General features: G+C 63.6%; 23 protein-coding genes and 1 riboswitch. Of the genes, 21 read left to right on the forward strand and 2 right to left on the reverse strand.

Annotation, left to right across the window (positions count from 1 at the left end):
- Nucleotides 1–5: 5 nt before the first annotated feature.
- The 10 genes from rpe to hisF all read left to right on the forward strand — a co-directional run bounded on the left by rpe (nucleotide 6) and on the right by hisF (nucleotide 7506).
- The gene (gene rpe / locus N5P29_RS09155; protein WP_262278257.1) at nucleotides 6–680 is read left to right on the forward strand and encodes a ribulose-phosphate 3-epimerase; all 675 of its coding nucleotides are present in this window, start codon (nucleotides 6–8) and stop codon (nucleotides 678–680) included.
- 77 nt (nucleotides 681–757) lie between these two features.
- A riboswitch (FMN riboswitch) is annotated at nucleotides 758–914 on the forward strand.
- 89 nt (nucleotides 915–1003) lie between these two features.
- Complete coding sequence (gene pnuC, locus N5P29_RS09160; protein WP_262278258.1) at nucleotides 1004–1696, forward strand: nicotinamide riboside transporter PnuC; 693 nt, start codon at nucleotides 1004–1006, stop codon at nucleotides 1694–1696.
- Nucleotides 1693–2829 (forward strand): bifunctional diaminohydroxyphosphoribosylaminopyrimidine deaminase/5-amino-6-(5-phosphoribosylamino)uracil reductase RibD, encoded by a 1137-nt coding sequence (gene ribD / locus N5P29_RS09165; RefSeq protein WP_262278259.1) that lies wholly within the window; start codon nucleotides 1693–1695, stop codon nucleotides 2827–2829. Before pnuC ends, ribD begins: the two co-directional genes overlap by 4 nt.
- Entirely contained in the window at nucleotides 2829–3455 is a 627-nt protein-coding gene (locus tag N5P29_RS09170) for a riboflavin synthase (protein ID WP_262278260.1), read from the forward strand. Before ribD ends, N5P29_RS09170 begins: the two co-directional genes overlap by 1 nt.
- Nucleotides 3455–4144, forward strand: a complete 690-nt coding sequence (ribB, locus tag N5P29_RS09175) for a 3,4-dihydroxy-2-butanone-4-phosphate synthase (protein ID WP_262278261.1) — start codon at nucleotides 3455–3457, stop codon at nucleotides 4142–4144. Before N5P29_RS09170 ends, ribB begins: the two co-directional genes overlap by 1 nt.
- Nucleotides 4141–4848, forward strand: a complete 708-nt coding sequence (gene ribA / locus N5P29_RS09180; protein ID WP_262278262.1) for a GTP cyclohydrolase II — start codon at nucleotides 4141–4143, stop codon at nucleotides 4846–4848. The genes ribB and ribA overlap by 4 nt, the downstream gene beginning before the upstream one ends.
- A gap of 18 nt (nucleotides 4849–4866) precedes the next feature.
- A complete protein-coding gene (gene ribH, locus N5P29_RS09185; protein WP_262278263.1) occupies nucleotides 4867–5352 on the forward strand; it encodes a 6,7-dimethyl-8-ribityllumazine synthase in 486 nt (161 codons plus the stop codon).
- A 121-nt stretch (nucleotides 5353–5473) separates the two neighbouring features.
- Nucleotides 5474–5737 carry a phosphoribosyl-ATP diphosphatase gene (locus N5P29_RS09190; protein ID WP_018778638.1) on the forward strand — a complete coding sequence of 88 codons (264 nt, stop codon included), beginning with the start codon at nucleotides 5474–5476 and terminating at the stop codon, nucleotides 5735–5737.
- A gap of 86 nt (nucleotides 5738–5823) precedes the next feature.
- The gene (gene hisG, locus N5P29_RS09195) at nucleotides 5824–6684 is read left to right on the forward strand and encodes an ATP phosphoribosyltransferase (RefSeq protein WP_262278264.1); all 861 of its coding nucleotides are present in this window, start codon (nucleotides 5824–5826) and stop codon (nucleotides 6682–6684) included.
- A gap of 45 nt (nucleotides 6685–6729) precedes the next feature.
- Entirely contained in the window at nucleotides 6730–7506 is a 777-nt protein-coding gene (gene hisF, locus N5P29_RS09200; protein WP_144658591.1) for an imidazole glycerol phosphate synthase subunit HisF, read from the forward strand.
- Nucleotides 7507–7591: 85 nt separating this feature from the next.
- Here the strand turns inward: hisF and N5P29_RS09205 are convergent, their stop codons facing one another.
- The gene (locus N5P29_RS09205; RefSeq protein WP_262278548.1) at nucleotides 7592–8236 is read right to left on the reverse strand and encodes a TIGR03085 family metal-binding protein; all 645 of its coding nucleotides are present in this window, start codon (nucleotides 8234–8236) and stop codon (nucleotides 7592–7594) included.
- Between the two features lie 90 nt (nucleotides 8237–8326).
- Here N5P29_RS09205 and hisI point away from each other — a divergent pair, with 90 nt between their 5' ends.
- The 11 genes from hisI to pyk all read left to right on the forward strand — a co-directional run bounded on the left by hisI (nucleotide 8327) and on the right by pyk (nucleotide 23553).
- Nucleotides 8327–8743 carry a phosphoribosyl-AMP cyclohydrolase gene (hisI, locus tag N5P29_RS09210; RefSeq protein ID WP_262278265.1) on the forward strand — a complete coding sequence of 139 codons (417 nt, stop codon included), beginning with the start codon at nucleotides 8327–8329 and terminating at the stop codon, nucleotides 8741–8743.
- 60 nt (nucleotides 8744–8803) lie between these two features.
- Complete coding sequence (locus N5P29_RS09215; RefSeq protein WP_262278266.1) at nucleotides 8804–10384, forward strand: anthranilate synthase component I; 1581 nt, start codon at nucleotides 8804–8806, stop codon at nucleotides 10382–10384.
- The gene (locus N5P29_RS09220; protein WP_262278267.1) at nucleotides 10381–10986 is read left to right on the forward strand and encodes a Trp biosynthesis-associated membrane protein; all 606 of its coding nucleotides are present in this window, start codon (nucleotides 10381–10383) and stop codon (nucleotides 10984–10986) included. The genes N5P29_RS09215 and N5P29_RS09220 overlap by 4 nt, the downstream gene beginning before the upstream one ends.
- 122 nt (nucleotides 10987–11108) lie before the next feature.
- On the forward strand, nucleotides 11109–11381 hold the full coding sequence (locus N5P29_RS09225; protein ID WP_262278268.1) for an HGxxPAAW family protein: 273 nt from the start codon (nucleotides 11109–11111) through the stop codon (nucleotides 11379–11381).
- Nucleotides 11382–11383: 2 nt separating this feature from the next.
- Complete coding sequence (gene trpC / locus N5P29_RS09230) at nucleotides 11384–12202, forward strand: indole-3-glycerol phosphate synthase TrpC (RefSeq protein ID WP_262278269.1); 819 nt, start codon at nucleotides 11384–11386, stop codon at nucleotides 12200–12202.
- A 114-nt stretch (nucleotides 12203–12316) separates the two neighbouring features.
- Nucleotides 12317–13693, forward strand: coding sequence for a tryptophan synthase subunit beta (trpB, locus tag N5P29_RS09235; RefSeq protein WP_262278270.1), 1377 nt, complete (start codon nucleotides 12317–12319; stop codon nucleotides 13691–13693).
- Nucleotides 13693–14505: a tryptophan synthase subunit alpha gene (gene trpA, locus N5P29_RS09240; RefSeq protein ID WP_262278271.1), complete on the forward strand. Its 813-nt coding sequence runs from the start codon at nucleotides 13693–13695 to the stop codon at nucleotides 14503–14505. Before trpB ends, trpA begins: the two co-directional genes overlap by 1 nt.
- Nucleotides 14506–14526: 21 nt before the next feature.
- Nucleotides 14527–15681: a prolipoprotein diacylglyceryl transferase gene (gene lgt / locus N5P29_RS09245; protein ID WP_262278272.1), complete on the forward strand. Its 1155-nt coding sequence runs from the start codon at nucleotides 14527–14529 to the stop codon at nucleotides 15679–15681.
- A gap of 259 nt (nucleotides 15682–15940) precedes the next feature.
- The gene (gene gltB, locus N5P29_RS09250) at nucleotides 15941–20554 is read left to right on the forward strand and encodes a glutamate synthase large subunit (RefSeq protein ID WP_262278273.1); all 4614 of its coding nucleotides are present in this window, start codon (nucleotides 15941–15943) and stop codon (nucleotides 20552–20554) included.
- The gene (locus tag N5P29_RS09255; RefSeq protein WP_262278274.1) at nucleotides 20547–22004 is read left to right on the forward strand and encodes a glutamate synthase subunit beta; all 1458 of its coding nucleotides are present in this window, start codon (nucleotides 20547–20549) and stop codon (nucleotides 22002–22004) included. The genes gltB and N5P29_RS09255 overlap by 8 nt, the downstream gene beginning before the upstream one ends.
- A gap of 55 nt (nucleotides 22005–22059) precedes the next feature.
- Nucleotides 22060–23553: a pyruvate kinase gene (pyk, locus tag N5P29_RS09260; protein WP_262278275.1), complete on the forward strand. Its 1494-nt coding sequence runs from the start codon at nucleotides 22060–22062 to the stop codon at nucleotides 23551–23553.
- A 145-nt stretch (nucleotides 23554–23698) separates the two neighbouring features.
- Here the strand turns inward: pyk and N5P29_RS09265 are convergent, their stop codons facing one another.
- Nucleotides 23699–24304: an ANTAR domain-containing response regulator gene (locus N5P29_RS09265; RefSeq protein WP_262278276.1), complete on the reverse strand. Its 606-nt coding sequence runs from the start codon at nucleotides 24302–24304 to the stop codon at nucleotides 23699–23701.
- Nucleotides 24305–24452: the final 148 nt, after the last annotated feature.

The following is a 24452-nucleotide window of genomic DNA, read 5'->3' on the forward strand; positions in this document are numbered from 1 at the left end:
CTGCCTTGTCTCAGTGCTTTATCAACCCGAGCATCCTGTCTGCGGACTTCGTCAACCTTGAGGCAGAACTGCAGCGCATCGGCAACGCCGATGCCGTCCACGTGGATGTCATGGATAACCACTTCGTGCCCAACCTGACGCTCGGTTTGCCGGTAGTACAACGAATTCAGGCGGTCAGCCCGGTTCCGCTTGATGCGCATCTGATGATTTCCGACGCCGACCGCTGGGCACCTGCCTACGCGGACGCCGGCGTCGCGTCAGTGACGTTCCACGCTGAAGCGGCGATGGCACCGGTCAAGCTGGCCCGCGAATTGCGCGCGCGGGGATCCAAGGCTGGTATGGCTTTGCGGCCGGCCACGCCGGTGGAGCCGTACCTGGACATGCTCAGCGAACTGGACATGCTCTTGATCATGACCGTTGAACCCGGCTTCGGCGGCCAATCCTTCCTGGACATCACCTTGCCCAAGATCCGGCGGGCCCGGGCGGCAGTTGAAGGCTCCGGCATTGGCGTGGCGATCCAGGTCGATGGGGGGATCACGGAGGAAACCATCGTCAGGGCTGCAGAAGCGGGCGCCAACGTCTTCGTAGCGGGCTCGGCGGTCTATGGCCACGAGGACCCGGCTGCGGCGATCGAGCGCCTGCGTACTGCAGGGCAAGCCGCTGCAGTGGCAAAGGCCTGAGGGTGCCCACTGGATGTTACGAAGATGGCCGGGAATAGCCTGGCCATCTTCGTAGTTGTGGCACAATAACAACACACATACGTGCTCCGGGGTCGGTGTAAGTCCGAACCGGCGGTCATAGTCCGCGACCCGCGAGCCACTGATTTCCTGGGTGATCAGGACGCCGGTGGCAGACGGTTGAACCGGTGGAATTCCGGTACCGACAGTTAAAGTCTGGATGGGAGAAGCACGTACAGTCATGCCATGGGCGTTCCTTCTGCGACGCCCGGTATTGCGCTGTCGTACACCCCCGGAGTCATCGCGGCTTACTGGGAAGGAACGGCATGGACTTTCTGCGATGGCTCTTCGAAGCACAGATTCCCGTTGGGGGATCTGCCCTTGTCTTACGCGAAGTGCTTGGAAACATCTTTGGGTTGCTCAGCGCCCTCGGCGGAATGCGCCGGAAAGTCTGGGCCTGGCCCATCGGCATCGTCGGCAACATCCTCTTGCTGACCGTTTTCCTCGGCAATATATTCGGTGCCGCCGCGCCCGCCACCCTCTGGGGGCAGGCCGGACGGCAAGTAATGTTCATCGCAGTTGCGGTCTACGGCTGGTACCGGTGGCAGCAAGGCCGTGAAACGAGCAGCCAGGGCCGTGCAGTGATCCCCGGCTGGGCCTCGAACAAAGTGCGTTTGGCACTGATCGGCGCAATGATCGCCGGGACCGCAGCCCTCACACCCCTGTTTGACACTTTGGGTTCCTACCCGCCCGTCTGGGCCGACGCCTGGACCTTCATGGGCTCGCTCCTGGCGACCTACGGCATGGCGCGCGGGTGGACCGAATTCTGGCTGATCTGGGTCGCGGTGGACATCGTCGGAGTGCCTTTGCTGTTCAGTGCCGGTTACTACGCCAGTGCTGTCATGTACCTCTTCTATGGTTTCTTTACGCTGGCAGGATTCTTTGTCTGGTGGTGGGCCGAAAAGCGTGAGCGCGGCGCCGTTCAATCTGTTCCCGTTGCCGCAGGAGTTGCGCGATGACGCAGCAGGGCGCCTTTGCGCCGACTGAAGAGGCAGCGATGGATGCCGCCCTGGCGGCCGCGCTGGCTGGTCCCCGGGGAGCCAACCCGCTGGTCGGAGCTGTCATTCTTAGCCCGGAAGGCGAGCAACTGGCCACTGGATACCACCGGGGTGCAGGAACTGCGCATGCGGAGGCCGACGCGATTTCCGAAGCTCGGCGCCAAGGACTCGACACCAAAGGCACCACCATGGTGGTCACTCTGGAGCCCTGCAACCACGTGGGCCGGACAGGACCCTGCGCCCAGGCAATCATCGCGGCCGGCATCGCGAAGGTGATTTACGCCGTCGACGATCCACATGACCCGGCCGCCGGCGGGGCCAGGACCCTGCGCGCGGCGGGCATAGATGTCACGTCCGGACTCGGCTTCGAAGAATCACTCGAGCTGAACCGGGAATGGTTCGACGCCGTTGCCGCCAAACGCCCCTTCGTCACCTTGCACATAGCCCAGACCCTGGACAGCCGCATCGCTGCCGTCGACGGCACCAGCCAGTGGATCTCCAGTGCCGAATCGCTGGAAGACAACCACTCACTGCGACGCCTTATCGACGCGATCCTCGTGGGGACCGGAACAGTCCTCATAGACAACCCGCGGTTGACGGCCCGAACACCGGATGGTGAACTTGCGCAGCGTCAGCCCATCAGGGCCGTCATGGGCCTGAGGAATGTTCCGGAACAAGCGGCGGTTCGCGGGACGGACGGCCGTTTCCGGCACCTGCCAACCAGGGATCCAGGCGAGGCGCTCGGCATGCTTTTCGATGAAGGTGTCCGGCACGTGATGGTCGAAGGGGGCTCGAGCATTTTGAGTACTTTCCTTGCCGCCGGGCTGGTGGACGAGCTGATCGTCTATCTGGCGCCGACCTTGCTGGGGTCAGGGACTCCGGCCCTGAACGACCTCGGCATAGGCACACTCGCCGATGCCCAGCATTGGGAATGGGACGCAGCCTCCGGGGGATCGGTCCGCACTCTGGGCAATGACCTTCGGCTGCATCTTCGCCCCGCCGGACGCACTTCCAACACACCACAGAATTCGATTCCGCAGACGCGTGTGGCCTCACACAGTGAAGCTGCGGAATATGTCACAGGAGGACACTGATGTTTACCGGAATCGTTGCAGAACAAGGCACAGTCCTTGGCATTGAGCACGACGGCGATGCCAGCGCGACCTTGCGGTTGAAGGCACCCACCACCTCGGGTGACCTGCCCTTGGGCGGCTCCATTGCCGTCAACGGGGTCTGCCTCACGGCCACCGGCATCGATGGCCAGGAGTTCAGCGTGGACGTCATGGGCGAAACCCTGGTCCGCACCACGATCGGGGAGTTGGCGGCGGGGGACACCGTGAACCTCGAACGCTGTGTTCCTGCTGGCGGTCGGCTGGACGGCCACGTCGTCCAGGGGCACGTGGATGGCGTAGGAGAACTCCTCGAACGCGAAGCGTTGGGCAACTGGGACCGCCTGCGGTTCGGCGTACCGGCCCCGCTGGCTCGGTACATCGCCGAGAAGGGATCGATCGCCGTCGACGGTGTTTCGCTGACCGTGACGGCCGTCAGCGCGGCGTCCGAAGCGGAACCGTGGTTCGAGGTCGGCCTTATTCCCACCACACTGGAAGAGACCGGACTGGGGGCGAAGGCAGTAGGTGGCCGCGTCAACCTGGAAGTGGATGTCCTGGCGAAATACACCGAGCGCCTTTTGTCGTTCGCTCCGCAGCATGGAGGCAACTGATGAGCGCGCCCACCAAGCCGCAGCCAGCTACGGCACAGCGTCCCGGCCTTGATCCCGTGGAATCAGCCATCGCCGCGATGGCAGCCGGTAAGGCCGTGATCGTGGTAGACAACGAGGACAGGGAAAACGAAGGCGACATCATTTTTGCCGCCGAACACGCCACTCCCGCCCTGATGGGTTGGACCATCCGGTATTCCTCCGGCGTCATCTGCGTCCCTTTGGAAGGGGAGAGGGCTGATGCCCTGATTCTGCCTCCCATGGTCGAAATAAACCAAGATGCTAAGGGTACTGCCTATACTGTTTCCTGTGACGCTGCGATAGGAGTCAGCACGGGAATTTCCGCCACGGACCGGGCCTTGACGGCTCGAATCCTGGCAGATCCCGCCAGTACTCCGGCGTCACTCACCCGTCCTGGGCATATTTTTCCGCTGCGGGCCGTTAAGGGGGGAGTGCGAGAACGTCCGGGACACACGGAAGCTGCCGTGGACTTGTGTCGCCTGGCCGGGCTCGCCCCGGTGGGTGTTATCGCAGAGTTGGTACATGACGACGGTGAAATGATGCGCTTGGACAGCCTGCGCGGGTTCGCCGCCGAACATGGATGCCCCCTCATCTCCATCGAGGACCTGGTGTCTTATGTTGAGGCGGTGGATTCCCAGGGAGCGCATCGGGTAGACGAGGAGAAGCGATGACCGCATCGACAGCACACAGCAGTGAGCACACGGACTCCGGGCCGCACCCGGTGAGCGGTGGACCCATCGTCCAGCTGCCCACGGCCTATGGCGATTTCGTGGCGCAGGCGTGGACGGACCATGTCACGGGAGTTGAACATCTCGCTGTCAGTTCACCCAACGCGCCCAAGGGAGGCCAGGCTCCTCTGGTCCGCCTGCACTCGGAATGCCTCACGGGCGATGTCTTCGGTTCCTACCGCTGCGATTGCGGTGAGCAGCTTGCCTTCGCGCTGGAACTCATCCACAAGGAAGGCGGGACGCTGCTTTACCTGCGGGGACAGGAAGGCCGCGGGATCGGCCTGGCCAACAAGATCAAGGCCTACGCGCTGCAGGAAGCCGGGTTCGATACCGTTGAGGCCAATGAACAACTGGGCCTGCCGGTCGACGCGCGCTCCTATGACGCGGCCGGGCAGATCCTTTCCGAGATGGGGCTCCACGAAGTCCGTTTGTTGAGCAACAACCCGGACAAGCAGCACCGTCTTGCCAAGGCAGGGGTGACTGTCGTGGAGATGGTGCCCACCGAGGTGCCGTCCCGGGAGCAGAACCTCCGGTACCTGCAGACCAAGAAGGACCGGATGGACCACCTGCTGACCCTCGAAGTCGAGCCGGTCAGCAACGGCAAGAAACCAGCTTCACCCAAGATTTTCAACAGCAACCAAGACTGAACGGATCCACAGCACACCATGAGCGGACACGGCGCGCCCACTATTGACCTCACTACCCTCAACCCCGAGGAGACCTCGCAGCTCAAGCTCGCCATCGTGGCGGCAAGCTGGCACACCCAGATCATGGACGGCCTGGTGGACGGTGCCCTGCGTGCAGCCAAGGAAGCGGGCATCACGGAACCCACGCTGTTGCGGGTTCCGGGCAGCTTCGAACTCCCGGTCGCCGCTGCCAGGCTGGCACCGCACTTTGATGCCGTCGTGGCCCTGGGCGTCGTTATCCGCGGCGGAACCCCGCACTTTGACTACGTCTGCCAGGCCGCGACGTCGGGACTTACCGATGTCAGTGTCCGCACCGGCGTGCCGGTGGGCTTCGGCGTACTCACCTGCGACACCGAACAGCAGGGCCTGGACCGGGCCGGCCTTCCCGGATCCCAGGAAGACAAAGGCCACGAGGCAGTCACAGCCGCCTTGGCCACTGCCGTGACGCTCAAGCACTTCAGCTAAGGGTTCACTGCTTCAGCTAAGCGTGTACGAAGGGGATGTGGGTGTGTGTTCACTCACATCCCCTTCGTCATGCAACGCCCCAACGAGCGGCGTCGGCCCAGGAGCAAGTAGTCTGGAGGGCGTGAAGAATTTCGAGACGCTGTTCGCAGAACTGAGTGAGAAAGCAGCGACCCGCCCGGCAGGCTCGCGCACGGTAGCCGAGCTGGACTCCGGAATCCACGGCATCGGCAAAAAGGTGGTCGAAGAGGCCGCTGAAGTCTGGATGGCCGCGGAGTATGAATCGGACGAGGCTGCTGCTGAGGAAATCTCCCAGCTCCTGTACCACTTGCAGGTCCTCATGCTTGCCAAGGGCCTCAGCCTGGAAGACGTTTACAAGCATCTCTAGCCACGCCACTCCGCCTGCCCCCAGGCGGAGCCAGCCGCGTGGCCGAAGTGCCTGAAACCTCCATTCCAAACAGAAAGTCTCCCCAAATGCTCCGTGTAGCAGTCCCCAACAAGGGATCCCTGTCCGAAGCCGCCTCCGCAATGCTGTCCGAGGCCGGATACCGCCAGCGCCGCGACTCCCGCGAACTGGTGATGGTTGATCCCGACAACGACATCGAATTCTTCTTCCTCCGTCCCCGTGACATCGCCGTGTATGTAGGCCAGGGAACCCTGGATGTCGGCATCACCGGCAGGGACCTCCTGCTTGATGCGAAGGTCGAAGCCGAAGAACTGCTTCCCCTTGGTTTTGCGCCCTCGACCTTCCGCTTCGCCGGCCCTGTTGGCGACTTCACCGGCGTCGAGCAGCTTGAAGGCAAGCGCCTGGCCACCAGCTACGACGGCCTCCTGCGCGACTACCTGGCCGAGCGTGGCGTCAACGCCAAGGTGGTCCGACTGGACGGCGCCGTGGAGTCCTCCGTCCGCCTCGGCGTAGCGGATGCCATCGCGGACGTGGTGGAAACCGGCAACACCCTCAAGGCCGCCGGCATGGAAATTTTCGGTGACCCCATCCTGAAGTCCGAGGCCGTCTTGATCCGCCGGTCGGGCTCCGGTGGCGCCGCAAACGGGACGGCCAAGGAAATCGATATCCTCATCCGCCGCCTCCAGGGTGTCCTGGTGGCGCGGCAGTACGTTTTGATGGACTATGACATCCGCAAGGACCTGGTCGAAGACGCCGCAGCACTGACTCCCGGCCTCGAGTCGCCCACGGTTTCCCCGCTGCGTGATTCCGACTGGGTGGCCGTGCGTTCCATGGTTCCCAAGAAGGAAACGAACCGCATCATGGACGAACTGTACGACCTCGGCGCCCGTGCCATCCTGGTCAGCAGCATCCACGCCTGCCGGATCTGACCCACGCACTGATCAACTGGAGCCAGCAGAACTGAGGAGCAGCACATGGCTGTAGCCGTACGCGTCATCCCATGCCTGGATGTGGACGCCGGTCGCGTCGTCAAGGGCGTCAACTTTGAAGGCCTTCGGGACGCCGGGGACCCGGTGGAACTTGCCCACCGATATGACAACGGCGGGGCAGACGAACTGACGTTCCTGGACGTCACTGCCTCATCCGGAAACCGTGAAACCACGTTCGACGTCGTTCGCCGCACCGCGGAAGAAGTGTTCATTCCCCTCACGGTGGGTGGAGGCGTCCGTGGCGTGGCCGAGGTCGACAAGCTCCTGCGCTTCGGTGCAGACAAGGCATCCATCAACACGGCCGCAGTTGCCCGGCCCGAGGTGATCGACGAGATCACCCGGCACTTCGGCTCCCAGGTGCTGGTGCTCTCAGTCGACGCACGCCGTACCCGGGAAGGTGACGTTCCGACGTCGTCCGGTTTTGAAGTCACTACGCACGGCGGCCGCACCGGTACCGGAATCGACGCCATTGCCTGGGCGAAGGAAGCCGCTGACAGGGGAGTCGGGGAGATCCTGCTGAACTCCATTGACGCCGACGGCACCAAGGATGGCTTCGACCTTGAACTTATCCGCCTGGTCCGTGCAGCGGTCAATATCCCGATCATCGCCTCCGGCGGAGCGGGAGCGCCCGAGCACTTCCCGCCGGCCGTCCAGGCAGGGGCCGACGCCGTGCTTGCGGCCTCGGTGTTCCACTTTGGTCCTGACGACATGATTTCCCAGGTCAAGACCGCCATCCGTGAGGCGGGCTTCGAAGTCCGCTGATTTCGCGCCGCAAACGTCCAACGCGGGGTCACTTATGGCCCATCATCCCCTCAGGGATGGGCCATAAGTGACCCCGCGTTGGGAGTTAAAGTCCGATGTCCGCTGACTGCAAAAGCGCGACGGCGTCCGGCTGGCCCTCGAAGGTGACCAAGGCTTGGTTGGTGCGGCCGTGGGCGTGCATCAGCAATTCGCCCGGCTCGCCAACGATGGCTACGGAAACGGGTGCGCGCTTGGCAACGTGCCGCGGGCCGGTGGGCCTGACCAGAACGATGCCAAGGTCCACGCCGCGGTACAGGAACGCTGCGCGCTTGATGAGGTCGTTCCAAAGAGCATCCGAATAGGCCTCATCCAGTGCCCGGGGCGCCCAGCGGTCGCCGGCTCGGCGGATGTCTTCGGTGTGTACGAAGAACTCGATGAGGTTGGAGGTCTCGTCCAGCGCCTTGATCTTCAACGGAGAGAAAGCCGGCGGGCCCGAGCGGAAGGTCTTGACGAGGTCTGCGTAGTCGTCGGTGGTCTTCAGTTGGGAGGCCAGTTTGGAGGTGGCTTTCTCTGACGCCTTGGCAAGGCGGGGGATCAACAATCCGACACCTACGGCGAATTTCCGCTCGCGCAGGAACAAGTGCGCGGCAAGGTCCCGTGTCCGCCACCCTTCACAGAGCGTGGGGGAGTCAGGTCCGGCCGCCAGCAGGGTTTCGGCCAGTACTTCTCGGGAGGGATCGACGAAATGCATCACTTGTGAAACTAGCACGATCGGCGCGCTCTTGCGCAGTGGAACCGCCGCAGAACAGCCAGTCCCGGCAAAGGCACTAGACTTGATCTGATGTCAGAGCAGTCCGCCCCCAGCCCCTCTCCCGCCGTGGAGCCTTCCAGTGACCCCACGGGTCCGTTGCCGCAGGAGATCGCGGACGCCCTCAAGCGCGATTCCGCGGGCCTTGTAGCCGCAATTGTCCAACAGCATGACACCAACGAGGTCCTGATGCTCGGGTGGATGGATGACGAGGCACTCCACCGCACCATGACCACCGGGCGCGTCACGTTCTACTCCCGCTCCCGCCAGGAGTACTGGCGCAAGGGCGACACTTCCGGACACGTACAGTTCGTGAAGTCAGTCGCCCTGGACTGCGACGGCGACGCCCTCCTGATCCGCGTGGACCAGATCGGCGCAGCCTGCCACACCGGAACCCGGACCTGCTTCGATGGTCGCGACTTCACGGTCGTTACGGGTCACCGCGACTAAAGGCACCCAGCACTTTCCACTGACGCACCACCTCAGACCAAAAGGCGGAGAACAATAGCCATGCAGGACCTTGGAATCATCAGCCCGGGCCTGGAAGAGTTCCGGGAACTCGCCGTCCACAGCCGTGTCATCCCTGTACGCCTGAAAGTCCTGGCCGACGCCGAGACCCCGATCGGGCTTTATCGGAAACTGGCCAAGGGACAACCGGGTACCTTCCTCCTGGAGTCAGCGGCCGTTGGGGGCGCCTGGTCGCGCTACTCCTTCATCGGTTCAAAGTCCCGCGCCACACTGACTACCAAGGACGGTCAGGCGCACTGGATCGGTGAGCCGCCGGTAGGAGTGCCCGTTTCCGGCAACCCCGTCGAAGCCGTCCGCGACACGATTGCCGCGCTGCAGACCGACCGCTTCGAGGGCCTGCCGCCTTTCACCTCCGGCCTGGTGGGCTTCCTTGGCTGGGAATCCGTCCGTCACTGGGAGCGCTTGACCTCCCCGCCCGAGGATGACCTGCAACTGCCGGAGATGGCGCTGAACCTGGTCACAGACATGGCCGTCCACGACAACGTCGACGGTACGGTCCTCCTGATTGCCAACGCCATCAATTTTGACGACAGCACCGAACGGGTGGACGAGGCCTGGCACGACGCCGTGGCCCGTGTGAAGGGGCTTCTGGAGCAGATCAGCACGCCCGTGCCCCAGCCTGTTTCCGTGCTGGACACCGCAGCGTTGGACTTCGCCTCCAGCGTGCAGGAACGCTGGGAGGAGGCCAAGTACCTGGAAGCCATCGACCGCGGGAAAGAAGCCATCGTGGACGGCGAGGTTTTCCAGGTGGTGATCTCGCGACGCTTCGAGATGGAATGCGCCGCTGATCCCTTGGACGTCTACCGCGTGCTGCGCAACACCAACCCCAGCCCGTACATGTACCTCTTCAGCCTGGAGGATGCGGACGGCCGGGAGTACTCGATCGTTGGCTCTTCGCCCGAAGCGCTGGTGACGGTGACCGGTGATGAAGTCATTACCCACCCGATCGCCGGGTCACGTCCGCGAGGCAAGACTGTCGAGGCCGACAAGGCCCTGGCGACGGAGCTGCTGGCGGACCAGAAGGAACGGGCCGAACACCTGATGCTCGTGGACCTGTCCCGCAACGACCTCTCCAAGGTGTGTGTGGCCGGGACGGTCGATGTCACCCAGTTCATGGAAGTGGAACGCTTCAGCCACATCATGCACTTGGTCTCCACGGTGGTGGGCGAGCTCGCTCCGCACGCGAAGGCCTACGACGTCCTGAAGGCCACCTTCCCGGCCGGCACGCTGTCCGGCGCCCCCAAGCCCCGTGCGCTCAGGCTCCTGGATGAACTCGAACCCCACCGCCGCGGCATTTATGGCGGCGTGGTGGGCTACCTGGACTTCGCAGGCGACATGGACATGGCGATCGCCATCCGTTCAGCGCTGCTCCGCGAAGGCCGTGCCTACGTCCAGGCCGGCGGCGGAATCGTCGCGGACTCGCACAACCCTTCCGAGGCTCTGGAGACAGTGAACAAGGCGGCTGCTCCGCTGCGCGCCGTGCACACCGCCGGCTCGCTGCAGAACATTGCGGTGGATTCGGACCAGGACGGAACGCCCGACGGCGGGACGCCCGCCCCGTGAGCGCCGACGCAGCCGCATCATCTCCCGTGAAGGCCTCACCCCGCTGGGCCCGCAAGTCCACCTTGGTCCTCGCGGCCGTAGTGCTTGCCCTGGCAGTCTTCGGGACCACTACGCAGACCTGGATCGAGGTGCAGCTGGATCCCGCAGGTGTGCCTGACAGTAATCTCCACGTGCCGGGCAACAAAGCTGCCACCGCTGTCACCGCATTGGCATTGGTGGCTTTGGCCGGTGGCTTGGCGGCGTCCATCGCAGGGCGGGTGGCGCGCTGGATCATTGCCGTCATCATTGCCTTCTCCGCCGCCGGAATTATCCTGGCCGCCGCCACGGTGCTCGCCGATCCGCTCGGTGCCGCCCAAGGTTCCATCGCAGCGGCGACGGGAGTCGCCGGTGGACAGGCGGGCGTAGCAGGCACGGCATTCCCGGTGGTGGCCATAGTCGCTGGCGCGCTGCTGGCCTTGTGCGCCGTGGTGCTGCCGTTGGCCGGACGGTACTGGAAAACCAGGACCAAGTACGACGCCGGTTCCAGGGGCAGGCAGGACGGTCAGCCAGTGGACGAGATCGACAGTTGGGACAGCCTCTCACGGGGCGAGGACCCTACGTAGGCGGGCGAGAGCAAAGTTTCGGTGCGACGTTGCGCAAGCGTTGCCCCTCGCGTCGGCGATGTCCCCGGCCGACGCCAATAAATGGCAGAATGTAAGCAGTATTCATCCTGAGGAGATTTCACATGAGCAAAACAACAGTGTCCGCACACCAAGCTGAATCCACCATGGCCAGCCACGCTGACGCCATCGGTCACGGAAACAGCCCGGCTGCCTGGACCTGCGTGATTGTGATGCTGGTTGGCGCCTTGATTTCCTCCATTGCTTTCGTCATTGCCAGCACCCCGATTTTCGTTGGCGGCCTGGTTGTCATGATTATCGGCCTCATCGTTGGCCTGGTAATGCGCAAGGCGGGCTACGGAGTGGGCGGCAGCAAGCTGCAGAACAACGGCCACTAATCGTGACCGTTCTTGATGACATCATCGTTGGCGTCAAGGAGGACCTGGAGGCACGGCGCGCCCTTGTGTCGCTCGACGAGCTGAAGGAACGCGCCGCCGCAGCTGCACCTGCACGTGATGCCTGGGCAGCCCTGGGCGGTTCTTCGACCGATCGCAGCGAACTCAAAGTCATCGCCGAAATCAAGCGGAAGAGCCCCTCCAAGGGTGACCTCGCCTCCATCGCCGATCCCGCATCGCTGGCAGTGCAGTACGCGGACGGCGGAGCTTCCGTCATCAGCGTGCTCACCGAGCAGCGCCGCTTCGGGGGATCGCTGGCGGACCTCGACGCCGTACGTGCCGCCGTCGAAACGCCTTTGCTCCGCAAGGATTTCACGGTTGACGAGTACCAGATCTGGGAAGCCCGGGCCCACGGCGCGGACCTCATCCTGCTCATTGTCGCGGCCTTGACCGACGAAGAGTTGGTCCGGTTCAGCGCATTGAGCCACGAGCTCGGCATGAACGTCCTGGTGGAAACGCACACCGAGGAAGAGATTGAGCGGGCTGTCGCTGCGAAGGCCAGGATTGTCGGCATCAACGTGCGGAACCTCAAAACGCTCGACGTCGACCGCTCCGTTTTCGGTTCGCTGGCAGGCCTGATTCCCGCTGGGGCAGTCGTGGTGGCCGAGTCGGGGGTCAGGGGTGCCGATGACGTGGCGCACTACGCCGCAGGTGGCGCCAACGCCATCCTGGTGGGCGAAGCGCTGGTCAGCGATTCCACCCCGCGCGAGCGGATTACCGAATTCAAGGCAGCTGGAGCTGCCGCCATCGCCGTCAGGAACTGAGGCAGTTACTGAATCACGGCGAGCAGTCATAAGGCAGCCCGGGCTCGAGCCCGTGGCTGCCTTGTGGCACGTGGAACTACCCAAAGAACTAACTGGAACAGGATGGTGAGACTGATGGTCGACGCGCCAACAGCCGGCTCGGAAGAGAATGCTGCAGATGCATTCCTGCAAGGCGGCCCTTCGCTGCGCAACGCATCGGGGCCCTACTTCGGAAGCTACGGCGGACGCTGGATGCCCGAGTCTCTCATCGCCGCGTTGGACGAAGTGCAGGATACCTTCGAAAAAGCCAAGGCCGATCCCGATTTCATCGCCGAGCTGAAGGACCTCAACAAGAACTACTCCGGCCGGCCGTCCCTGCTGACGGAGGCCAAGCGCTTCTCGGCGCACGCCGGTGGAGCACGCATCTTCCTCAAGCGGGAGGACCTCAACCACACCGGTTCGCACAAGATCAACAACGTGCTGGGACAGGCACTGCTGGCCAAGCGCATGGGCAAGACCCGCGTTATTGCCGAGACCGGTGCCGGGCAGCATGGTGTTGCCAGCGCAACGGCCGCGGCACTGCTGGGGCTCGAGTGCGTGGTTTACATGGGGGCCGAGGATTGCCGTCGCCAGGCCTTGAACGTCGCGCGGATGCAGTTGCTTGGTGCAACTGTCGTTCCGGTCACCAACGGCTCCCAGACGCTGAAGGACGCCATCAACGACGCCCTTCGCGACTGGGTCTCCAACGTGGAGAACACCCACTACCTTCTGGGCACTGCTGCAGGAGCGCACCCGTTCCCGGCAATGGTCCGCTACTTCCACGAAGTCATCGGCGAAGAAGCGCGGAGCCAGATCCTCGAGCAGACCGGAAAGCTCCCGGATGCCATCTGCGCGTGCATCGGCGGCGGATCCAACGCGATCGGCCTGTTCCACGCGTTCCTGGACGACGCTTCGGTGAAGATCTACGGTTTTGAGGCCGGCGGAGAAGGTGTGGAAACCGGCCGGCACGCAGCGGCCATTTCCTTGGGCCGCCCCGGTGTGCTTCATGGCGCGCGTTCGTACCTCATGCAGGACGAAGACGGACAGACCATTGAGTCCCACTCCATTTCCGCTGGCCTGGACTACCCCAGCGTTGGACCTGAGCACTCCTACCTCGCTGACATCGGGCGCGTAAGCTACGAGGCCGTCACGGACACCGAAGCGATGGATGCGTTCAGCCTCCTGTGCCGGACCGAAGGCATCATTCCCGCCATCGAGTCCTCGCACGCGCTGGCAGGTGCCATCAAGATTGGCCACCGCCTAACTGTTGGCAAGGACGACCCGTCCGAGGTCACGGTGATCGTGAACCTGTCTGGGCGTGGTGACAAGGACGTGGAAACCGCCGCGGCCTGGTTCAACATGCTCGATGATGAGGGGCACGTCAAGGGCACCACCCTGTCCACCCGCAAGCCCAAGGGGCCGTCCGAGCGCGGGGCTGAAGCATCGGCGGACGAGAACGAGGACCAGAACTGATGAACGAGCAAACCGCCAGCAAGTCCGCTGCCGCCATCGATAAGGCCCGCGCAGAAGGCCGCGCCGCCTTGGTGGGCTACCTTCCCGCCGGGTACCCGACGGTCAAGGAAAGCATCGAAGCAGGTATCGCTTTGGCCCGTAACGGCGCCGACCTGATCGAGATCGGCATCCCGTACTCCGACCCCGTCATGGACGGCCCGGTCATCCAGGCAGCTACCACGGAGGCCATCTCCAACGGATTCCGCGTAGCAGACGTTTTTGACGTGGTTGCGGGGATCACGGCAACCACCGATGCTGCGGTGCTGGTGATGACGTACTGGAACCCGGTCATGCGCATGGGCGTCGATGAATTCTCCCGTCGCCTGGCGGAAGCCGGGGGAGCGGGGCTCATTACGCCGGACCTCGTTCCTGACGAAGCCGGTGAGTGGTTCGAAGCTTCAGACAAGTACGGACTGGACCGCGTGTTCCTGGTGGCACCCTCGTCCACGCCTGAGCGGCTCGACATGACCGTCAAGGCGAGCCGGGGGTTCGTTTACGCCGTGTCCATCATGGGTGTTACCGGCACTCGGACTTCGGTCAGCAGCGCTGCCGAGGAAGTCGTGGCCCGTGCCCACGCGGCCGGTGCTGACCGGGTCTGTGTAGGCCTTGGCGTCTCCAACCCGGACCACGTCCGTGAGATCGCTGTGTACGCCGATGGAGTCATCGTGGGCACCGCCCTGGTGGCGGCCCTCCGCGATGGCGGTGTGGACGCCGTCGGGCAACTGACCAAGAACCTCAGCGCCGGCCTGGGCCGCGCCGCTGCAGAAGCCTAGGAAAAGGAAACAGCGAAGCGCATGCAGACAGTCCTCCACGCAGCGGCCATGGTCCCACTGAGTATTCCGAGCCCGTCCTGGTCGGGTTTCGACATTCCGCTGCCGTGGGGGACTTTGCGTATCCACGCCTATGCCCTCTGCATCCTGGCAGGCATCATTGTTGGCCTGTGGCTGACCTCGGCGCGATGGAAGCGGCGCGGCGCTCCGGAAGGTAGCCTGTGGGACATCGCCATCTGGGCCATTCCGTTCGGCATCATAGGCGGCCGTCTTTACCACGTCATTTCATCGCCCGACGCTTACTTCGGGCCCGGCTTTGACGGCACGGGAGACCTCTCGCTGATCCCACAGATCCAGCGCGGCGGACTCGGCATCTGGGGCGCCGTGGTCCTTGGTGCGGTGGGCGCCTGGATCGGGTGCCGCCGTGCCGGAGTCAAGCTGACGGCATTCCTGGACGCAGCTGCTCCCGGCCTGCTCCTGGCCCAGGCCATCGGCCGGCTGGGGAACTGGTTCAACCAGGAACTCTTTGGCGCTCCCACAACGTTGCCGTGGGGCCTTGAGATTGATCCGTCCAACGCAAACTTTCCACCAGGGATGGCAGCGGACACGCTGTTCCACCCGACGTTCCTCTACGAAATGCTGTGGAACCTAGCGGGCGTGGCCATCCTCTTGCTGCTGGATAAGAAGTTCTCGTTCCGTCGTGGCCGCCTGTTCTGGCTCTACGCCATGTACTACACACTGGGTCGGGTCTGGATCGAGGCACTGCGCATCGACGACGCCGAGCAGATCACAATCTTTGGCATCACCACCCGCCTCAACGTGTGGACCAGCATCTTCGTCTTCGTGGCAGCCCTGGTCATCTTCCTGGTGTTGGGTCTGCGAGGCCGGCCTGTGCCGGATACCCCTTATTTGGCGGGGCGGAAGCCGGATAAGGACGTTTCCGGCGAGCCTTCAGCGGTGACGAGCGTCACCAGTCATGATGTGGACGCATCTGTCTCAGATAGTGGTTCACGTGATAATCTCCCTGATAACCACAGTGATCCGGACAACGTTGACGGGCCGCGGGACGCATCAGAGAAGACCGTTCAAGACACCACGTCTGCCATGGACACATCAGCTGCTGCCACCGCCGCACGGAAAGCACCCGGATCCTCGCCTAGGGCAGACGACACCAAGTAGTCGCCGTAGGTAAAGGGGCAACAGAGTCACCGCTCGTAGGGCCCAGTCCACAGCGTCGTGGCACCCCGGAAACCGGATCGCAGCATACCGATGTTCACTGGTCAAGCCGGGGCCAGAGGTCTGCGTAACTGTTAGTTGCGCTGGATCGGCTGGCCTACAATTCCAATAACTAGCGCTTTGTTGTGCCCGTCACAGGGCAGGCAAGGTGGGGCCAACGTTGTCCCTTCCATACGCACGATCTCGAGGAAGGACGTCTCCCATGACCCATCTTCATAACCCCGGCTGGTCCGAAAATATCGAACCGCAGGGTGCCATGTCTCCGTTCAAGCGTTTCGCTGCGCTCCCGGAGGCCCAGGGTCTTTACAACCCTGATAAGGAGAAGGACGCCTGCGGCCTGGCCATTATTGCCACGCTCCGCGGGGAACCGGGATACGACATCGTGGAGGCGGCCCTGACCGCCCTCCGCAATCTCGAACACCGCGGCGCCGTAGGCGCCGACGAAGGAACCGGCGACGGCGCGGGTCTGCTCATGCAGGTCCCCGACGAGTTTTTCCGGGCCGTCACCGAATTCGAACTGCCCGCACCCGGCCAGTACGTCGTCGGTACCGCCTTCCTGCCTGCTGAAGCCCGTGAAGCGGCAACGGCGAAGGCCGGCATTGAGGCACTGGCTGCCGATGAAGGCCTGACGGTCCTTGGCTGGCGCGAGGTTCCCGTAGTGGCAGACCTCGTCGGTGCCATGGCGCGTGCGTGCATGCCCTACTTCTCGCAGCCGTTCTTCGCTGCCGCCAACGGCGAGCAGCTTGAGCACAACGAACTGGACTCCCGCGCCTGGCGGATCCGCAAGCGCGCCCAGAACAAGTTCGGCGTCTACTTCCCGTCGCTGTCCTCCCGCACCATCGTGTACAAGGGCATGCTCACCACGGCCCAGCTGGAGCCGTTCTACCCGGACCTTTCGGACAAGCGCTTCAAGACCAAGCTCGCTATTGTCCACTCGCGCTTCTCCACCAACACCTTCCCGTCCTGGCCGCTGGCCCAGCCGTTCCGCACCATCGCGCACAACGGTGAAATCAACACGGTCAAGGGCAACCGCAACTGGATGCGCGCACGCCAGTCCCAGCTGGCAAGCCCCCTCCTGGGTGACACCCCGGAAGAGCTGTACCCCATCTGCACCCCGGGTGCCTCTGACTCCGCTTCCTTCGATGAGGTGGCCGAGCTCCTGTGGCTCTCGGGCCGCCCCATCACGCACTCCATCATGATGATGATCCCGGAGGCGTGGGAGAACCACGCCACCATGGATCCGGCACGCCGTGCCTTCTACGAGTACCACTCCCTCCTCATGGAGCCCTGGGACGGTCCTGCAGCCGTGTCCTTCACCGACGGCAGCCTCGTTGGCGCCACGCTGGACCGCAACGGCCTGCGCCCGGGACGCTACTGGATCACTGAAGACGGCCTGATCATCTTTGCCTCCGAGGTTGGCGTGATCGAGGTCGAGCCCTCCAACGTGGTCAAGAAGGGCCGCGTTGCCCCCGGCAAGATGTTCCTGGTGGACACCGAGGCCGGCCGCATCATCGACGACGCCGAGGTCAAGGCCGAGGTCGCAGCGGCCAACCCGTGGGCCGAATGGCTCAAGGACAACCTGATCGACATCAACGAGCTTCCCGAGCGTGAGCACGTGCTCCACACGGCAGCCTCGGTGAACATCCGCCAGCGGACCTTCGGCTACACCACCGAAGAGTTGAAGATCCTGCTTGGACCGATGGCCCGTACCGGCGCTGAGCCGCTGGGCGCCATGGGTTCGGACACTCCCGTCGCCGTGCTCTCCAAGCGCCCGCGGTTGCTGTTCGACTACTTCGTGCAGTCCTTCGCCCAGGTCACCAACCCGCCGCTGGATGCCATCCGCGAAGAGTTGGTCACCTCCCTGAAGTGCGCCATTGGCCCTAACGGCAACCTCCTGGATGGCAAGCAGGTCCGCCAGCCGCAGATCTCCCTGCCGTTCCCCGTGATCAACAACGACCAGCTCGCAAAGATCGCGAACATTGAAAGCCCCGACGGCGACCGCATCGCCATGAAGGTCCGCGGCCTTTACCGCCCTGAGGGCGGAGAAGCGGCGCTGCGCGCCCGCTTGACGGAGATCTGCGAGCAGGTTTCCGGTGCGATCAACCGTGGCGTGCAGTACGTCGTGCTGTCGGACCGTGACTCCAATGCCCAGTGGGCACCGATTCCTTCGCTCCTGCTGGTCAGCGCTGTTCACCACCACCTGCTTCGCAGTGCCAACCGCACCAAGACTGCGTTGGTGGTCGAAGCCGGCGACGTCCGTGAGACGCACCATGTTGCCGTGCTCATCGGCTACGGCGCTTCGGCGGTCAACCCGTACCTGGCCATGGAATCGGTGGAACAGCTGATCTCCAACGGCGATGTCACGGGAGTGACTGCCGAAGACGGCGTCTACAACCTCATCAAGGGCCTGGGCAAGGGTGTCCTGAAGATCATGTCCAAAATGGGCATCTCCACCGTGGCTTCCTACACGGGTGCCCAAACGTTCGAGGCTCTGGGCCTGTCCCAGGAACTCGTGGATGAATTCTTCTCCGGCACGCACTCCCAGCTCGGTGGCGTCGGCCTCGACGTCATCGCCGCCGAAGTTTCGGCCCGTCACCAGATGGCTTACCCCGAGGGTGGCATCGAGCACCCGCACCAGCCGCTGCTCGGCGGCGGTGAGTACCAGTGGCGCCGCGACGGTGAACCGCACCTCTTCAACCCGGAGACGGTATTCCGTTTGCAGCACGCGACACGCGAACGCCGTTACGACATCTTCAAGGCCTACACAAAGGGCGTCGATGACCAGTCCGAGAACCTGATGACCCTGCGTGGGCTCCTCAAGTTCAAAGACGGCGTCCGCCCGGCTGTTCCGCTGGAAGAAGTCGAACCCGTTTCCAGCATCGTGAAGCGTTTCTCCACCGGAGCCATGAGCTACGGCTCCATCTCCAAGGAAGCGCACGAAACCCTCGCCATCGCCATGAACCGTTTGGGCGCCAAGTCCAACACCGGCGAAGGCGGCGAGGACGTCGACCGCCTCCTGGATCCCGAGCGCCGCTCTGCCATCAAGCAGATCGCTTCCGGCCGTTTTGGTGTCACGAGCCTCTACCTCACCAATGCCGACGACATCCAGATCAAGATGGCACAGGGCGCCAAGCCCGGTGAAGGTGGCCAGTTGATGGCGCAGAAGGTCTACCCCTGGGTGGCCCGGACCCGTCACTCGACCCCCGGTGTCGGTCTGATTTCCCCGCCGCCGCACCACGACATCTACTCGATCGAAGACCTCGCGCAGCTCATCTACGATGCCAAGCGCGCCAACCCTTCGGCCCGGGTGCACGTGAAGCTGGTTTCGGAAGTCGGGATCGGCACCGTGGCCTCCGGCGTGACCAAGGCGAAGGCCGACGTCGTGCTGGTTTCAGGTCACGACGGCGGTACCGGCGCCTCGCCGCTGAACTCGCTCAAGCACGCGGGTGTGCCGTGGGAGCTCGGCCTGGCCGAGACCCAGCAGACCCTGATGCTCAACGGCCTCCGCGACCGCGTGGTGGTCCAGGTCGATGGCCAGCTCAAGACCGGACGTGACGTTGTCATCGCTGCCTTGCTCGGCGGCGAGGAGTTTGGCTTCGCGACAGCTCCGCTGGTGGTTGAGGGCTGCATCATGATGCGCGTTTGTCACCTGGACACCTGCCCGGTTGGCGTGGCCACGCAGAACCCCGAGCTGCGTGCACGCTTCACCGGCAAGCCCGAGTTCGTGGTCAACTTCTTCGAGTTCCTCGCAGAGGAAGTCCGCGAAATCCTCGCAGAGCTTGGATTCCGCAGCATCGAAGAGGCTATCGGCCACGCCGAGGTGTTGGACACCCGGGACGCCATCAATCACTGGAAGGCCGAAGGCCTAGATCTCGATCCCATCCTGCACGGGCTGGAGTTCGACGACGACGTGCCGCTGCGCAACATGACCGGCCAGAACCACGAGCTGGACAAGCACTTTGACCAGCGACTGATCACCATGGCCCAGGAAGCGCTCAGCGACCGTATGCCCGTCAAGATCACCCTGGACGTCATCAACACGGACCGTTCCGTGGGCACGATGCTCGGCCACGTGGTGACCAAGACCTTCGGTACCGACGTACTGGCCACGGACACGATTGATGTGACCCTGAACGGAACCGCCGGCCAGTCCCTTGGCGCCTTCCTGCCTGCGGGCATCACGCTGCGCATGTTCGGTGACTCCAACGACTACGTGGGCAAGGGCCTGTCCGGCGGGCGCATCATCGTCCGTCCGGACCGTACCAACGTGTTCCAGGCAGAACGCAACGTCATCGCCGGCAACGTCATCGGCTACGGTGCCACCAGCGGCGAGATGTTCCTGCGAGGCCAGGTTGGCGAACGCTTCCTTGTCCGCAACTCCGGTGCGACCGCCGTCGTCGAAGGCATTGGCGATCACGGTTGCGAGTACATGACCGGTGGCCAGACGCTGATCATCGGCCGTACCGGCCGTAACTTCGGCGCCGGCATGTCCGGTGGTACCGCCTACGTTCTGGACCTGCAGCCTGAGCGCGTCAACAAGCTCGCCCTCGATTCCGGCGAACTCCAGCTCCTGGAGCTCGACGCCGAGGACCGCGACATTGTCCACGGCCTCCTCACCAAGCACCTTGAGGAAACCGAATCCGTCCTGGCCGGCCGTCTGCTCGAAAACTTCGACGACACCGCCGCCCGCATCACCAAGGTACTGCCGCGCGATTACGCCGCAGTCCTGCAAACCCGCCTCGACGCCATCGAAGAGGGCCTTGACCCCGATGGCGAAGAAGTATGGTCTCGAATCCTGGAGGTAACCGGTGGCTGATCCACGCGGATTTCTGAAAGTCCGGCAGCGCGAGACGCAGCCACGCCGTCCCGTTCCCGTCCGCATCATGGACTGGAAGGAAGTGTACGAAGCACAGGAAAAGGGTGTCCTGAAAAGCCAGGCCGGCCGCTGCATGGACTGTGGCGTTCCGTTCTGTCACCAGGGCTGTCCGCTGGGCAACCTCATTCCTGAGTGGAACGACCTCGTATGGCGGGACAAGGGTGAAGAAGCGATCGAGCGTCTTCACGCGACGAACAACTTCCCTGAGTGGACCGGTCGTCTGTGCCCGGCCCCTTGTGAAGCATCCTGTGTGCTGGGCATCAACCAGCCTGCCGTGACCATCAAGCAGGTCGAGGTCTCCATCATCGACCAGGCGTTCGACAACGACTGGGTCCAGCCCCTTCCGCCGACGCGCCTCACCGGCAAGACAGTTGCCGTGGTTGGTTCCGGTCCCGCCGGCCTGGCCGTCGCGCAGCAGCTGACCCGCGTTGGGCACACCGTCGCGGTGTACGAGCGCGACGACAAGATCGGTGGCCTGCTCCGTTACGGCATTCCCGACTTCAAAATGGAGAAGGAACAGGTTGACCGCCGCCTTGAGCAGATGAAGACCGAAGGCACCCGCTTCCGGACCGGTGTCGCCGTGGGAACCGACGTCACGTGGGAGCAGCTTCGCCGCCGTTACGACGCCGTTGTTGTCGCCACCGGGGCCACCGTCCCGCGCGACCTGCCGATCCCGGGCCGCGATCTTGACGGCGTGCACTTCGCCATGGAGTACCTGGTCCCGGCAAACCGCGTCGTCGCGGGGGAGAGCCCCGAGAACCACATCGACGCCCGCGGCAAGCACGTCGTCATCCTCGGTGGTGGCGATACCGGTGCTGACTGCATCGGCACCGCCCACCGCCACCAGGCAGCCTCGGTGACAACTCTCGCGATCGGCAAGCAGCCGCCGTCGGAACGTGCCGCGCACCAGCCGTGGCCGACCTTCCCCACGTTGTTCGAAATGGCCAGTGCCCACGAAGAAGGCGGCGAACGCACCTACCTTGCGTCCACTGTCGAGTTCGTGGGGGAGAACGGCAAGCTCACCGGCGTCAAAGTTGCTGAAACAGAGTTTGTGGATGGCAAGCGCCTGCCCAAGGCGGGTACGGAGCGGATTATTCCGGCTGACCTGGTCTTCCTGAGCCTCGGCTTTACCGGCGCTGAGCCGGCGGGGATCACGGAACAGGTCAGCGCAGAATTCGACGGTCGGGGCAACGTGGCCCGCGACGGCTACTACATGACAAACACTGAGGGAGTGTTTGTCGCCGGCGATGCCGGACGTGGCCAGTCTCTGATTGTGTGGGCCATTGCGGAAGGCCGTGCATGTGCGGCCGCAGTGGACAAGTTCCTGATGGGAAGCACTATTCTCCCGGCACCGGTCGCCCCCACCGACCGTGCGATAGCGGTCTTATAGCGCCGGCAGGAACTGATCTTTTACTCAATCAGCATGAACTACTTAGGGTAGGTATATGAGACGCGCGAAAATTGTGGCAACTTTCGGCCCGGCTATCTCCAGCTTCGACAACACCCTCGCGGTGCTGGAGGCCGGCGTCGACGTTGCTCGCATGAATATGAGCCACGGAGACTACTCCGTGCACGACAACACCTACGAGAACGTCCGCAAGGCTGCGGCGCAACTGGGCAAGCCCGTAGCCATCATGGCCGACCTCCAGGGCCCCAAGATCCGTCTTGGCCGCTTTGTTGACGGTCCCCACGAGTTGGCCGTTGGCGACATCTTCACCATCACCACCGAGGACGTCCCGGGCACCAAGGACATCTGCTCCACCACGCTCAAGAGCCTCACCGAAGATGTCAACGTCGGCGACGCGCTGCTGATCGACGACGGCAAGGTGGCGCTGCGCGCCGTCGAGGTTGACGATGTCAAGGTTGTTGCCACTGTGACGGTTGGCGGCAAGGTCTCCAACAACAAGGGCATCAACCTGCCCGGCGTTGCCGTCAACGTTCCCGCGTTGAGCGAAAAGGATGAGGACGATCTGCGCTGGGCGCTCAAGCGCGGTGCTGACCTGATCGCATTGTCGTTCGTGCGCGATGCTTCGGACATCACCCGCGTCCACGAGATCATGGACGAAGAAGGCCGCCGCGTGCCGGTGATCGCCAAGATCGAAAAGCCGCAGGCCGTGGACCAGCTCCACGAGATCATCGACGCGTTCGACGCCATCATGGTTGCCCGTGGCGACCTTGGCGTTGAACTGCCGCTCGAAGAGGTGCCGATTGTCCAGAAGCGCGCGATCGAACTGGCACGCCGTTGGGCCAAGCCGGTCATCGTGGCGACCCAGGTCCTCGAGTCCATGATCGACAACCCGCGTCCGACGCGCGCCGAGGCCTCCGACTGCGCCAACGCAGTTCTCGACGGCGCCGACGCAGTCATGCTCTCGGGCGAGACCTCCGTGGGCCAGTACCCGATCGAAACCGTCAAGACCATGGCACGGATCATCGAATCCACCGAGGTCCACGGACTCGAGCGCGTCCCTCCGCTGGGTACCAAGCCCAAGACCCGCGGTGGCGCCATCACCCGTGCCGCCGTCGAAATCGCCGACCAGCTGGATGCGAAGTACATCTGTACGTTCACCCAGTCCGGTGACTCCGCACGACGTCTGTCGCGTCTGCGCCCGGTCAAGCCGGTCTTCGCATTCACGCCGGTTGAGCACGTGTGGAACCAGCTGGCCCTCACCTGGGGCATCCAGCCGGTACTGGTGCCCTCCGTTGGCCACACCGACGAGATGACCGCCCAGGTGGACCGCAGCCTGCTCGACATGAAGCTCGTGGACGAAGGTGACCTCGTGGTCATCGCCGCCGGTTCGCCTCCAGGGCAGGCCGGTTCCACGAACTCTCTGAAGGTTCACAAGGTAGGCGACCTCGCCGACACCTCCAAGGTTGACGACGGTTCCCGCAAGGAACCCGTTGGCCCGTGGCCCGAAAAGAAGTCCAAGACCAAGGCGTAGTCCCTGGTTTTGCGTAACAGGCCCCGCCGTTTGGCGGGGCCTGTTGTCGCTTAACCGTTGGGTTTTTGTTCAGTGGGCAGTGAGTACGACGGCGGCCGCCCACCTCGTGTGAGGTGCGCGGCCGCCGTCTTGCGTTGCTTTTTTGTTAGTTGACCTGGTTGATGATGGTCTCGGCAACCTCACGCATGCTGAGGCGGCGGTCCATGGAGGTCTTCTGGATCCAGCGGAAGGCTTCCGGCTCCGTAAGGCCCATCTTGGTGGTCAAGAGGCTCTTGGCGCGCTCTACAAGCTTGCGCGTTGCGAACTGCTCCTGGAGGTCGGAAACCTCGTTCTCGAGTGCCTTGATCTCCTCGTGGCGGGAGAGGGCAATCTCGATGGCCGGGATGAGGTCGGCGGGGGTGAACGGCTTGACGACGTACGCCATGGCACCGGCGTCGCGTGCCCGCTCCACGAGTTCCTTCTGGCTGAACGCGGTCAGGAGGACTACGGGGGCGATACGGGCCTTGACGATCTTCTCAGCTGCCGAGATGCCATCCATGACGGGCATCTTGACATCCATCAGCACGAGGTCAGGCTTAAGTCCTTCGGCCAGCTCCACGGCCTTTTCGCCGTTGTCCGCCTCGCCTACGACGTCGTACCCTTCGCCCTTCAGGATCTCGATAATGTCCAATCGGATGAGGGTCTCATCCTCGGCTACGACAACGCGTCGGGCCGGCTGGCTTGTGGGTGCGGACTCCGTCTGTTCGGTCACGGGATCTCCTTGGAAAGGTTCGGCGGGTTCAAGTCCATCTTAGTGGGGACGGTCGTGGAGCATGTTTTTGTTGCACCAGCGCGTCCGGTTCTTTGAATCAGCCTATCTGCATGTAGAGTAGTTTCGCGTGCTGGGAACGGATCGCGTT

It is taken from the genome of Paenarthrobacter sp. JL.01a (genome assembly GCF_025452095.1).
GTDB lineage: Bacteria > Actinomycetota > Actinomycetes > Actinomycetales > Micrococcaceae > Arthrobacter.